The 13,013-nt window shown below is 41.7% G+C and carries 11 protein-coding genes, 1 tRNA gene, 2 pseudogenes and 1 riboswitch; of the genes and pseudogenes, 6 read left to right on the top strand and 8 right to left on the bottom strand.

The annotated features are described in order from the left end of the window. Positions 1-677: 677 nt before the first annotated feature. Entirely contained in the window at positions 678-2,378 is a 1,701-nt protein-coding gene (gene ltrA / locus ACEYW6_RS22215) for a group II intron reverse transcriptase/maturase (protein ID WP_412981458.1), read from the top strand. A gap of 178 nt (positions 2,379-2,556) precedes the next feature. On the opposite strand, the gene ACEYW6_RS22210 is transcribed toward ltrA, so the two are convergent. Continuing rightward, positions 2,557-3,135 carry an HD domain-containing protein gene (locus ACEYW6_RS22210; RefSeq protein ID WP_412981457.1) on the bottom strand — a complete coding sequence of 193 codons (579 nt, stop codon included), beginning with the start codon at positions 3,133-3,135 and terminating at the stop codon, positions 2,557-2,559. 7 nt (positions 3,136-3,142) lie between these two features. Next, positions 3,143-3,484 carry a TIGR03985 family CRISPR-associated protein gene (locus ACEYW6_RS22205; protein ID WP_412981456.1) on the bottom strand — a complete coding sequence of 114 codons (342 nt, stop codon included), beginning with the start codon at positions 3,482-3,484 and terminating at the stop codon, positions 3,143-3,145. Between the two features lie 184 nt (positions 3,485-3,668). Here ACEYW6_RS22205 and ACEYW6_RS22200 point away from each other — a divergent pair. Next, positions 3,669-4,610, top strand: a pseudogene (locus ACEYW6_RS22200) (IS982 family transposase). A gap of 126 nt (positions 4,611-4,736) precedes the next feature. Here ACEYW6_RS22200 and ACEYW6_RS22195 read toward each other — a convergent pair. The 4 genes and pseudogenes from ACEYW6_RS22195 to ACEYW6_RS22180 all read right to left on the bottom strand — a co-directional run. Further along, positions 4,737-4,859: pseudogene (locus ACEYW6_RS22195) on the bottom strand (type II toxin-antitoxin system HicA family toxin); the annotation flags it as partial. 67 nt (positions 4,860-4,926) lie between these two features. After that, the gene (locus ACEYW6_RS22190) at positions 4,927-5,148 is read right to left on the bottom strand and encodes a type II toxin-antitoxin system HicB family antitoxin (protein WP_412981455.1); all 222 of its coding nucleotides are present in this window, start codon (positions 5,146-5,148) and stop codon (positions 4,927-4,929) included. An 83-nt stretch (positions 5,149-5,231) separates the two neighbouring features. After that, positions 5,232-5,621, bottom strand: coding sequence for a hypothetical protein (locus ACEYW6_RS22185; RefSeq protein WP_412981454.1), 390 nt, complete (start codon positions 5,619-5,621; stop codon positions 5,232-5,234). A 40-nt stretch (positions 5,622-5,661) separates the two neighbouring features. Further along, entirely contained in the window at positions 5,662-7,161 is a 1,500-nt protein-coding gene (locus ACEYW6_RS22180) for an acyl--CoA ligase (RefSeq protein ID WP_412981453.1), read from the bottom strand. A 223-nt stretch (positions 7,162-7,384) separates the two neighbouring features. Between ACEYW6_RS22180 and ACEYW6_RS22175 the strand changes: the two genes are divergently transcribed. The 3 genes from ACEYW6_RS22175 (at position 7,385) to ACEYW6_RS22165 (ending at position 11,102) form a co-directional block, all read left to right on the top strand. Next, complete coding sequence (locus ACEYW6_RS22175; protein WP_412981452.1) at positions 7,385-8,452, top strand: glycosyltransferase family 4 protein; 1,068 nt, start codon at positions 7,385-7,387, stop codon at positions 8,450-8,452. A gap of 83 nt (positions 8,453-8,535) precedes the next feature. Beyond that, entirely contained in the window at positions 8,536-9,306 is a 771-nt protein-coding gene (locus ACEYW6_RS22170; protein WP_412981451.1) for a WecB/TagA/CpsF family glycosyltransferase, read from the top strand. Positions 9,307-9,959: 653 nt separating this feature from the next. Then, positions 9,960-11,102 (top strand): BMP family ABC transporter substrate-binding protein, encoded by a 1,143-nt coding sequence (locus tag ACEYW6_RS22165; RefSeq protein WP_412981450.1) that lies wholly within the window; start codon positions 9,960-9,962, stop codon positions 11,100-11,102. A 40-nt stretch (positions 11,103-11,142) separates the two neighbouring features. Here the strand turns inward: ACEYW6_RS22165 and ACEYW6_RS22160 are convergent, their stop codons facing one another. Both ACEYW6_RS22160 and ACEYW6_RS22155 read right to left on the bottom strand, forming a co-directional pair. Further along, entirely contained in the window at positions 11,143-11,886 is a 744-nt protein-coding gene (locus tag ACEYW6_RS22160; protein ID WP_412981460.1) for a cobalt-precorrin-6A reductase, read from the bottom strand. Further along, the gene (locus ACEYW6_RS22155; protein WP_412981449.1) at positions 11,886-12,305 is read right to left on the bottom strand and encodes a DUF1636 family protein; all 420 of its coding nucleotides are present in this window, start codon (positions 12,303-12,305) and stop codon (positions 11,886-11,888) included. Before ACEYW6_RS22155 ends, ACEYW6_RS22160 begins: the two co-directional genes overlap by 1 nt. A 21-nt stretch (positions 12,306-12,326) precedes the next feature. Then, a riboswitch (cobalamin riboswitch) is annotated at positions 12,327-12,509 on the bottom strand. Positions 12,510-12,610: 101 nt separating this feature from the next. On the opposite strand from ACEYW6_RS22155, the gene ACEYW6_RS22150 reads away from it, so the two are divergent. After that, positions 12,611-12,684: transfer RNA gene (locus ACEYW6_RS22150), tRNA-Val, on the top strand. Positions 12,685-13,013: the final 329 nt, after the last annotated feature.

Below are 13,013 nucleotides of genomic sequence, written 5' to 3'. Positions count from 1 at the left end.
AGCTGGATTTATCGCCTTTTCCTGCACCCTCTTGACAAAAGTGCAATCATTCTAACCTCTCACCGATGCTCACGGGGACTGGTGCGACTATCGGTTGCACGTAGAGAGTGAGTTCCTCAGAAAAACTCGTGGCAAGTGTCAAAAGCCAGTACTCGCCCGAAGGGGCATTGCGGGTAACTGCGATGTTTCAAAGCTAGAGGGTAAAATGCGCGACATCAGCAAGCCGCACAGTTAGGTGAAGCGCTAGGGTAAAACTAGACAGGGTTAACAGATGTGAATCCTCGTTGAGGCATCGTGAAGAGGAATTACCGAAAACGGCTGAGACGGTAAAAGGGGTAAAGTGATTCTGCCCAATCCTCAGAATCAGTAGACACCTTGAACCCCCGGTGTATAGAGGGAACCCAAGCTAGTTGCATCTCTCGCGTGTGATACGTAGGAACCCCAACGGGGTCTTTGAACTAGGTCGATGTTAAAAGTAGAGATTGGAGTAATCCAGCTTTAATCCCCCGGTGGGTGTAAGATGCCACAAGAAGCGAATGCTGCTATGTCGAAAGGCAACAGGAAATCATAACTGGGCAGATAGGTCAAATGGCTAACTTGAAAGAGTGCTGACGTGTGGCGAGTGAATCCCTTGAAGTCTAATGCAACGGAAACCGAACTTCTTCGGGAAAAGTTAGGTGCAATTAAAAATTGTGAACGTAACCGGAAGAACTACTGACTGGAATAGCGTCAACTGGAGAAACGCGTTCCGAGTAGTTAGGCGACTAAGACAGAGAATTTTCAAGGCAACCATTGGCGGTAACTTGAAAAAGGTTGGCAGCCTTCAAAAGCTACTTATGCGTAGCTACTCTAATATACTACTTTCCGTTAGAAGAGTAACGCAATTAAACCAAGGCAGTAAAACAGCAGGGGTAGATAGATTACTGGTAAAAACCCCGGCAGCCAGAGGGTTGTTGGTGGATATTCTCACCAAATTTATTCCTTGGAAGCCGTTACCAGTCAAGCGGGTGTATATCCGTAAATCCAATGGAAAACAAAGACCTCTCGGAATACCTTGCATCGTCGATAGATGTCTCCAAGCCATCGTCAAAAATGCCTTGGAACCTTATTGGGAAGCGCACTTTGAGCGCACTTCCTACGGCTTTAGACCTGGAAGGTCATGCCATGATGCGATTGAAAGGATACATTCAATGTCAAAAGCCAACTCCACTAAAAAGTGGGTGTTAGATGCGGACATCGAAGGTTGCTTTGATAACATCTCTCATGTACCGCTAATTAATGCCATTGGTAATTTTCCAGCCAGAAAATTAATCCAACAATGGTTGAATGCGGGATATGTGGATAAAGGTGTTTTCCATAATACCAATGCTGGAGTACCTCAAGGTGGAATTATTTCACCTCTACTTGCGAATATAGCTTTGCATGGTATGGAATCTGCCCTCGGTATCAAGTACGATAAAAACGGTCATACGATTGGCGACCGTGGTACTGTGCGCTACGCCGATGATTTGGTGGTGTTCTGCAAAAGTCGGGAAGATGCTGTAAAAGCCCATGATACCCTCCAAGAGTTTATGAATACTCGCGGTCTAACTCTATCAGAGTCAAAAACCCACATAGTACGGCTATTGGATGGATTCAACTTCTTAGGATTTCATATCAGACAATACCCGGATTCCACTACCAAAACAGGTAGGAAAGTATTAATCAAACCTAGCATTGAATCTTTGCAGAATGTCCGAAATAAAATCAAACAAATTTGGCTGGATAATACTAGCTGTAGTGTTGATTTTGTCATAGACAAGCTAAACCCAATTATTCGGGGCATAGCCAACTATTACCGGACTGTAGTTTCCTCGCAAATATTCAGTTCTCTAGATAGATGGATGTTTGTCAGGGAAAGAAGGTACGCCAAAAGAATGCACGCCAAGAAAAATCAATCTTGGTGTAACCGTCGTTATTGGGGAAGGCTAAATCTTGATAGAAGCGATTACTGGGTGTTTGGTAATAAGCGCACGGGAAAACATTTACTTAAGTTTAGCTGGTTCAAGATTAGGAGGCATCCAATGGTTAAGGGTGCTTACTCTACCGATGACCCAGAGCTAAAATCTTATTGGGAAAATCGGCAGAATATTAAATCTAAAAGTTTAATTCCTAGTTACCAGAAGCTTGCCCAAAAACAAGATTTTAAGTGTACTGTCTGTGGAGAATCATTACTAAAAGATGAACCCATACAAAAGCACCATAAAATCCCTTGCCGTCAAGGTGGGAACGATAGTTACGCTAATTTAGAATTAGTGCATTATTACTGTCATCAACAAATACATTCTCTAGTACAGAAATCCAATTCTGAACTCGACGATGAACTGAGTCTTTGGTAGCTCTAGGATTTGCTAAAGCCGGATGCTTGGTTAACTTGCTTGTCCGGTTTGTCGGGGGGAAAGGGGTAGCAATATCCCTGCCCTACCCATTAAACCTTAAGAATAGCGCAGATTATATTAAAGTTCCTCTTAAGTTTCCAAAGACTATTACCCCGCAAGGGGATTAAAAATCTAAAGATTAAGCAGGGTTTTCCTGGCACAATTGGCTAACAACTCTTTCGATTTCCTGTGTCATCCAATCAGATCCGGTCTGGTTGTAAATCTGGACTAGAGATTGGTAGAACCACAAAGTTTTTTCTCGATCGGCACTAAAATTAGTCCAGATGACATCTCCATATTGTTGCCAATCAGCTAAAAGCGATCTGGAATTATGCAGTTTGTCAGCCAGAGAAACCAAGCGTACAGAAGGTGAAGCAGAACGGAGATTATTGACGTAACGCAGCTTACGTTCTTGCCAGGGAGGTTTAGGAGGTGTGTCCCACTCAGTACAGCCATCGATAATAGCCAAAACTGTTTCACCAAAGAGTTGACGGATGTCGTCACGAATGGGTTTGCCGCCTTGGTCTTCGACTGCATCATGCAAAAGAGCAGCGATCGCTTCTTCTTGGGTACCTCCAGCTTCTAAAACTAAAGCCGTTACACTTAACAAATGTGAAATGTAAGGAACGCCGCTAATTTTGCGTGTTTGGTTAGCATGAAGACGAGTCGCGTAGATTAGTGCTGATTCAAATCGTTCAGTCAGTTTTAATGAATTCATAATTGCCTCAATTGTGATAAAGCATAAATTGAGTAGCGGCATCAGCAGCAAAGCTTTGTCGTAAATCCCAAGGTGTTAAGACTTCGACTTTTGGAAGCCATGCTCGTAAACGCATGACTAGATTGTTATCTCTGTGTTCGTTATCTTGATACCGGATATGTGCTTGATAGTAAGCGTCTGTTTGCGAACGCTTGGCAAGGACTTTTAATAAATCTTGCTGTTGAGGTTGTTTAATTTCACGTTGAATCAAACGTTGTGCTTGCTGATAAGTAATTTCTTCAAAGGTGTCGTGGCGTTCAGTACCTTTAACGTAGCGATCGCAGAACTGGCGGTCAAATCGGAGTAACATCAACGTGAGTTCGACGGATAGAAAAGCCCAAAAAGCTTGCTAGATAAGAATTTACTTAACTGAGCAGACAAAGTGCGATGGCTACGCCCGCCGCAGGCATCGCTACGATTGATTGAGAATCGGGAAAAAAGTCACAAAAAAACGCCGAGACTAAGAATATCTAACAAAAATAAGGGTCTCGGCTATGTCTACCATTGTATCTCGCCTCGATATCACGCAAATCTTTTGGGATGTGGATGATTTCTGCAATCAGTGGCAAAGTTTATGGCAACAAGTACCACAGTTACCATCCACCAAAGGAGAACGTCGCAGTCAATCCAGGATGCATTTATCGGAAGTGATGACAATAGTAATCGCGTTTCATGGCAGCGGTTATAAGACTTTTAAGGAGTTTTATACGTTGCACGTACTACAAAGTTGGCGTAGAGCATTTCCAAACTTGGTCAGCTACACAAGGTTTGTGGAACTCATGCCTTCTCTTCGAGACGCTACGCGAAGGTGTTTAATGTTGTTGTGTTGTTTTTTGCATACACGTTATTGAGAAATTACAGGGATTAGCTTTATCGATTCCACGCCAATTAATGTTTGTCACAACTGTCGAGCGCATTCTCACAAAGTGTTTAAAGGATTAGTGAAATGGGGCAAAAATTCTGTGGGCTGGCATTTCGGATTCAAGCTTCATTTAATTATTAATGATTGTGGAGAATTACTCGCATTTTCACTAACCCCAGCAAACGTAGATGATCGAAAACCAGTCCCAGATATGACTAAGGACATAAGAAAGCAAACTGTTTGGTGACAGAGGATACATCTCTCAAAAATTGTTTGAAGAGTTATATGAGCGAGGGTTACAGTTAGTCACAAAATCTAAGAAGAAAATGAAAAACCGTTTGGTAAAACTGATTGACAAGATTTTATTACGCAAACGTGCTGTAATTGAATCGGTCAATGACCATCTGAAAAATATATGTCAAATAGAACACTCCCGCCATCGTAGTCCATTTAACTTTTTGGTTAACTTGATAGCTGGTTTAGCTGCTTATACCTATTTGCCTAAAAAACCTTCGATTAACATTTACCCATTTACCCAAAAGATTTGCCTGCTCTACCTCCTGCCATTTTTTAATTCCGTCGAACTCACGTTAAATCAATACGGTTCAGTTAAGCGCTACTGGTATAAAATTTTGGGTTTTCGAGACGCGATAAATCGCCGTCTCTACAAGTGTTTTGGTCTTATCTGAACTGTATTGGCTTATAAATCTTCCTCTGTAATACCCAACTGCTTTAGAATTTCATAAAATAACCACTTACCAATTTCAGCATTGCTATGACTAGGAATTGTGGTTGCTCGTTCATCTGGATGTTGCCAACGAGCATGACTGCCTTTCTACCGTACTTTTTCAAAACCGAGTTTCCGCGCCACCCGTTCTAATTCACCGGCTTTAGCTGGCATTTGCAATTACCAGTTCAACGTCTTCGGGTAAAGAACGTCCTTGTTCTTCGTATTCTTCCTGAATCATTTCAAAAACATAGACAAGTTCAGCACGGGCCTCATCTGGCGTTTGTCCCCAAGCGTGACAACCGGAAATCGGTGGTATATAGGCTACAAATGTACCATTGTTATCGGGACGGATAACAGTAGTGTAGTCTTGTATAGACTTCATGGGGATAGCCGCAAGTTTGAGTTACACCTTTAATTTACAGCGATCGCATTTCCTGAAATTAAAAAGTGCGATCGCTTATTATTTCAATTAGCTTTCCGCTCTTTGAGGACTTGATCTAGCAAATTTCTAGCAGGTTGGGCTTTAGCCAACGCTGTTTGATGGTCATTATAAGCACGAACAAGACGAGAAAGACTGCTCACACCTGCCTTGAGTTGCTCAAGTTCTTCACCCGCAACCAGTTCTCCATCAAGCATCCGCCCGATTAACGGTTTGATATCGCCCACTTCCTGCCGGACTTTTTGGAGCTTTTCTAAGCTACTCAGCAAGGTTTTGAGTGAGTTCAAGATGTCGTCAATATCCTGGACATCCTCCACAGCTTCCGGTAAATCTTCAATTGTCACTGTATCTTCATCTGATATTGTAGGCAATTCCTGTGCAGACATTTCAGTTTTAACCCCGTTTGACCGTGCCATCAAAGCTTCCTCAAGGAATTTTCCTTAGTGTATCGCTGATTCAGCCTATGTTAAGCAATTTCGCCATAGCCAACCGTTGTAGTTTCCCAGTAGCACCACGAGGTAGTTGATCTAAAATGTGAATTTGCTTAGGAACTTTGAAGTCTGCCAACATAGTTGAACAGTGAGCTAAAAGTTCTTTTTCGCCAGCTTCTCCCTCAAGGACAACAGCAGCGTGGATATCTTCTCCTAAAGATTTGTGGGGGACAGCAAAAGCTAAAGCTTCGGCGACGGCAGGATGGCGCAGCAAAACATCATCCACTTCCAGGGGAGAAATTTTTTCCCCACCCCGGTTAATCAATTCTTTAATGCGTCCAGTCAAGCGGAGGTAACCGTCTGCATCCAGTGTGCCCTGATCCCCTGTGCGGAACCAACCGTTTACAAAAGCTGTGGCGTTAGCTTCCGGGTTGTTTTCGTAGCCATCTATGACATTGGGTGCTTTTACCACCACCTCGCCCAGGCTTCCCTGAGATAATAAGTTGCCTTCGGAGTCCATGATGCCGACTTCCACACCGAAGCCATAACCGACAGTACCCGGTTTCCGCATTTTTGGCGGTAGGGGGTTGGTGGTCATTAAGTGAGAAGCTTCAGTCATGCTGTAAGATTCCACTACCGGAGCATTGAGAGTTGCCTCTAGTTGTTCAATAATAATCGGGGGTAAAGAAGCGCTACTAGAGCGAATGAAACGAAAGCGGTTAGCTTTGACAATTTCTGTGTTGCGGCTAGCGCGGGACAAAATTGTCTGGTGCATAGTTGGCGCTGCGGAGTACCAGGTAGGTTTGTAGGTATCTACCAGTTTCCAAAACTCCAGGGCATTAAAACCATTGGGACAAATTAGTGTACCGCCCGATGCCATAGTTGCAAGCAAACAGCCTACCAATCCGTGAATGTGGAATAGGGGCATTAGGCAAAGTGTAGTATCAGCTGCTGTGAGTGAGTAAGCACCAATGATGTTGTTGGCTGAGGCGATTAAGTTGCGATGACGAATCGGCACACGCTTGGGACGACTGGTGGTGCCGCTAGTGTGGAGAATCATCGCCATATCATCGGCGTTGGGGGCTGTGGGATTCGAGGCTTCTGCTGGTTCTGAACCTGTTTTGACTAATTCAAAGCTCAATGTGCCGTCTGTGTTTACCTTGGTATTAATCAGCATCATTTCGGATGTGAGGGCAGCAATGGCTACTTCTGGCCCCTCAGACAAGATAATCAGTGCTTTTGCTTGGGTATCTTCGTAGTAGAAGGCAAATTCTTCTTGTTTGTATTTGGGATTTAAGGGTGCAGCAGTACCACACAAGGCGGCAGCCAAAAAGGTGATAGCCATTGGTGAACCGTTAGTCATGACAATGGCAAGGCGTTCTCCCCGTTTCAATCCAAAACTATTGAGTTGGGATACTAGTGCAACAACATTCTCGCGCAATTGCTTATAGGTTAGCGATCGCCCCCCTGGCGTAACTAGGGCTGGATGATTGTCTTCCCCTGCTAAAAGCTCAAATAAGTTCATGAGTTTTTCCGGTCTGTCATGTCAACAGATGATTCAATCAGTTCTAAGAATAAAGCACACGCCAGGGATAAATCACGTTTAGTCTGGTCTTCTCGACATGGTAATATTTATTACATTAAAACTATGATTAATATCATTGACAAACAAATAACTTAATTATAGTTTAAATAGGGTGTACAAAATATGAATATTTAATAACTTTATTAAGCATAAACAAGCTCTTATGAGTCCTATAAAAATTACTATGTTAGGCGAAGGCTTGGAGCGGCAAGGTGGAATAGTTTCTGTGCAAAAGCTCATCCTTGAAGAAGCTACTTCTGATATTCAATTTAGACATATTACTACTTTACCGAATGGCTCTGCTGCCCAGAAATTGTTAGTGTTTGTGCAGGCAATAGGGAAGTTATTTTGGAACTTATTAAATAAAAAATCCGACATTATTCATATTCATGTTTCAGATAGAGGTAGCGCTTTTCGTCACTCAATCACTACTGTTATTAGTTGGTTATTTCAGAAACCACTAATTATTCATACTCATAGTGCTGACTTTCATGTGTTTTACTCTGAGCTTCCTCAATTTCTGAAACAATGGCTCAGTTGGTCTTTTTGTAAATGTACTCGTTTTATTGTTTTATCAGATAGTTGGAAAAAATTCTATATCGAAAATCTTGGTTTAAAGCCAGAGCAAGTTATCGTTCTTCCTAACGCAGTAAGAATTCCTGCACAAATCCCACAGCGTATAGATTCAAGCCAGATAGTTTTCTTGTTTTTAGGGCGAATTGGTGAGCGCAAAGGCGCATTTGATTTAATTAAAGCATTTGCTTCTATACCTGCTGAAGATAAAAGCAAAGTAAAGTTGGTTATGGCGGGTGATGGAGATGGAGAAAAAGCTCGTAATTTGATTCAAACTCTAAATCTCACTGAATATATTACTATCCTTGACTGGGTAGACCAAGAAAAACGCGACGATCTTTTAGCTAAAGCTGATGTATTCGTGCTACCTTCTTATAATGAAGGTTTGCCGATGGCACTACTAGAAGCAATGAGTTGGGGTTTAGCTGTTATAACCACTACAGTAGGAGGAATACCCGAAATAGTTACTCAAAGCGAGAATGGTTTATTAGTTAATCCAGGGGAAATTCAAGAGTTGTCAGAGGCAATGCAATCTTTAATTGCAGACAAAAATTTGAGAATATCTCTAGGAAATAATGCACGGATAAGAGTTAAACACTTGGATATAAACAATTATCTTGCATCTTTAAAATACATTTATACATCAGTTGTAGGTTGAAATCAATATTGTCAACATAATTGATTAACAACAAGCTTGTCTAAAAATAAACAAAAGTGATTTTTAATCAGAGTGCATAGCATATGAAAACTTTCCCGGAAGTAAAGTTGTTTAATACAAGATTTCATAAAGTCAAAGTACAAGAATTAATCGATTATTTAGTAGAAGCAGTAAAAACTCCCAAAAAAACAATTGTAGAATATGCGAATATCAGATCGATGAATTTGGCATATGAAAAGTCTTGGTATCGGGATTTTTTAAATAATGCTGATTTAGTATTTTGCGACGGATTTGGTGTATTGCTAGCAGCTAAATTAAGCGGTTATTCGGTGGAATCTGCACATCGGATGACAGCACCAGATTACCTAGAAGATTTAGCATTAAAATGTGAAAAAGAAAATATTTCTTTATTTTTGCTAGCTGGAAAACCCGGTGTAGTGGATAAAGCAATTACTAAGTTAGTATCAATTGCACCAAATCTGCGAATACAGGGACATCATGGTTACTTTGATAAATCAGGAAAAGAGAATGATTTAATAATAGAAAAAATTAATCATTTCCGTCCAGATATTTTATATATTGGTTTTGGTATGCCGTTACAAGAACGGTGGATTTTAGATAATTTCAATAAAATTGAAACTCGTGTATTTTTACCTTTAGGCGCTTGTTTAGATTTCTATACTAACTCTGTATATCGCGGCCCCCGTTGGCTTACTGATAATGGCTTCGAGTGGTTAACACGCTTAATTGTTGAACCTACTCGTCTATGGGATCGTTATATTATAGGCAATCCATTGTTTTTTTATCGTGTTCTTAAACAACAAATCACTCAAAGATTAATAGCAAATCGCTGAGAAAACTTGCTTCAAATTTTGTATTGGTATGATTGTGACTGCTAAAAAGTCATAGAATCATCAAGATACCAAAGCAGCTTTAGTTATTTCTACAACCCAGTTGGTAAAAGCTTCATCTTTACAGAGGAGCAGGCAATTATCCTTGTGAATATCGAGGATTTTTTGCTTTTCGAGACGAAGATGCCAAGTTATTGGGCGAGATTTTTTCAGGCACTTTCCTGCTGTTCTCTTCTTTTCTTTCTAATATTTGCTTTTGCTTGTCAGCCAATGAAAGTTCATCGATGTGCGTTATCAAAAAGCTGGCTTGAAATACAAGTAAGTCTACGTAAATAATTAAAATTTTATAGTGTACCTCTTTGGGGATATTGCTACGCGTACCGTCTCGCAGAGAGGGCTAGGGCCGCTCACTGCGAAATAATTTTAATATTTTATACATTAGTTAATATAGTTTGAGTTATTCTTACTGGCTTACTTACGTTTTATAAAAGTATGTTGTAATTATGTATAGTGTTAATCATCATTTGCCTTCTTGATTAAGCAAATTGACGGCAGAAATAAAAAGTTAAAATTAAGTAAATAGCTAATCTAAACTGTATCTGCCATTACCAGCAATCACAAAAATATTTTTAACCAGGTAAATCAATTAATAAAATATGGATCGTCGGAATTTTCTAAAGTATGTCACTTTAGCAGGATCTAGCTTTACCTTAACTAGTTGTGTTCAAGGCAAAAATTCCAAATTGCAGGGTGAGGTGTCTCCCTTTGCGTCGCCTGTAGCTGTAAATGAACCTCTCAAAGTGGGATTTGTTTATGTGGGGCTTGTGAGTGATTTTGGCTGGACTTATGCCCATGATTTAGGTCGCAGAGACATGGAAGCCAATCTTCAAGATAAGGTAAAAACTACCTTTGTCGAAAATGTCAACGAAGGCGCTGACGCTGAAAGGGTGATTCGCCAACTAGCATTAGATGGTAACAAGTTGATTTTTACAACTTCCTTCGGGTACATGAACCCAACAATTAAAGTTGCCAAAGACTTTGGTGATGTTGTCTTTGAACACTGTACAGGATACAAACGTGCTGCCAATGTCGGTACTTATCTGGGACGTTTTGAAGAACCGCGTTACTTAACCGGCATGATTGCCGGCAAGATGACAAAATCGAATGTAGTTGGTTTTATTGGCGCATATCCAATTCCAGAAGTAATTCGGGGAATCGGTGCATTCACTCAAGGAGTAAGGCTAACAAATCCCCAAGCAAAAGTTAAGGTACTTTGGGTACAAAGTTGGCACAATCCAGCCAAAGAAAGAGAAGCGGCTCAAGCTTTGGTCGATTTAGGTGCAGATGTACTAACGCAGCATACTGGCTCTGGTGCAGTTGTCCAATTGGCTGAGGAAAAAGGGATTTATGCTTTTGGCTACAACACTGATATGAGTAAGTTTGGTCAAAAAGCCCATCTGACATCAGCTATTAACAAATGGGGCAAATTCTATATAGATAAAGCCTTGGCTGTAATGAGTAATACTTGGAAGTCTCAAGAGGTTTGGGATGGCATTGGTCAAGGAATGGTGGATATTTCCCCCATGAATCAGGCGATTCCTGCGGATGTGCAACAACTGGTGAATGCAAAGCGCGATGAGTTTATTCAGGGTAGTGCACATCCTTTTGATGGCCCGGTGCAAGACCAAAAAGGGGTGGTGCGAGTGCCAAAGGGTAAGGTGTTGGATGATAGGGGACAACTGGCGATGGATTGGTATGTTGAAGGAATTGAAGGCTCAATTCCCAAGGATAAATCCTAGCACTGCTAAAAGTCTGATTGGCGGCTTTTACTTTCTTTCACTAGTTGTCCAACTTGTCAAATAGCCATGCTAAAGCACCATCAACATCAGTAACCTTTTCTCCTGGCGGTATGGCTGGACGATTTACCATAACAACCTTCACACCCAGTTCTCGCGCTGCAATAATCTTAGGCTTTGTTGCATCGCCACCACTATTTTTACTTACTATGGTATCAATCTTGTTATGAATCAGGATTTGTCTTTCGTTATTGAGGCTAAAGGGCCCGCGATCGCACAATATCATTCCTGGTGGTACTAAAGCATCATCGGTAGGAGGGTCAATCATCCGCATCAAAAACCATATTTTCTCTAGATGAGCAAAGGCGGCGAGTTCTTGCCTCCCAACTGTCAAAAATACATGCTGTGCCTGGTTTGCTACAGATGCTGCTGCGGCTTCAATGCTGTCAACTTCAATCCAGCGATCGCCACTTCCTTTTTCCCAAGGCGGGCGAATTAACATCAGATGGGGTACTCCGACTTCCGTTGCAGCATCTGCCGCATTGAAGGAAATCTGAGTAGCAAAAGGATGGGTTGCATCAATTAATAAGTCGATTTGCATTGCTCTGAGATAGCTAACCAATCCAGCCACACCACCGAAGCCTCCAACCCGTAAATCGCCCAACGGAACTGATGGTTCACGGGTGCGACCAGCTAGAGACGTGATTGCTTCTAACCCTTGGATAGTCGCCACTTTGGCAGCTAGTTCTGCGGCATCTCCCGTACCACCCAAAATTAAAACTCGCATCATTGAGATAAAGGTGGAATCTTTGCCAATATGCCCTTTTTCAGGGCTTCTGGACGCTCTGACCAAGGGAGTAAACCATTTGCTTTGGCATAGTATTGACTAGCACATTCTAGTATCGCAGATGCACTGCCATCAACGGCTAAATCACCAAATAGATATGTTAATTTGCCCTTGGCAGCAAAGGCAACTACACAGGAACGATTACAAGCACTCATGCATTCAACCTCTTGAATTGGGAATTGATCTCGCAAGTCCCAATCTTGTGCCAAGTGCTGAAGTTGCTGTAGTAGTTGTTCGCCACCACTTTCACCTAAACGTTTTCCATCTTGCCAAACGCTAGCACAGGTTTTGCAAACAAATAAAGTGTGGTCAGGAACACCAAAGCGATTAGTTGGGGAAATATGTGCAGTAGCAGTCATCTGTACCTCGCAGAAATGGGGAACTGATCAATCTACTTCGGCGGGCATCCTGACTCACTCAATTTGGAATTTGGGATTACTTAGTTTGCTAATCTCAAATCTCAAATTAATTCACAGTTGCGGGACAGCGCCGGATTTGCACCGAACTTTCCCCGTTACCTCTGGTAGCTGACCCCTACCAGAACCGAATAACCTCAATGATCATACACCAGGGTCGAATGGTACTTCTCTTAGTAAGATGGATTTACACCTTTATCTTGCTTTATCAAGAAAATATGTGTTATTATTAATAATCGTGTGGTTAAGGACGTATAGCTCAGTTGGTTAGAGCGCTACGTTGACATCGTAGAGGTCACTGGTTCGAATCCAGTTACGTCCATTGTTGGAAAGTCCTTATCTGTAACTGCTTGTCACTTAAAGGATAAGATGGCCGTTTTTAAAGGATAAAGTGGCCGCCCTGATCAAGCTGAAATGCTTATTTTTTCGTTGCACACAATCTGCGGCGATCGCATTCAAATCTCTTAAACACTTTTCCTACTCAGTTCTGCTTTGCGGTCACTTTATGCTTTAATTTCGGCCACATTATCCTTTAAGTGACAGTCTTGGTCAACTATTGGTTGTTATCTTGGACAACTTATGGTTGTTGTCGCAAAAATTCAGTCCCGATGACACTCAAACCTTAACCGACTATCCCCCATCGACTCAACC

It is taken from the genome of Nostoc sp. UIC 10607 (genome assembly GCF_047228265.1).
Lineage (GTDB): Bacteria > Cyanobacteriota > Cyanobacteriia > Cyanobacteriales > Nostocaceae > Nostoc > Nostoc foliaceum_A.
This window is presented reverse-complemented; position numbering and strand designations above follow the sequence as displayed.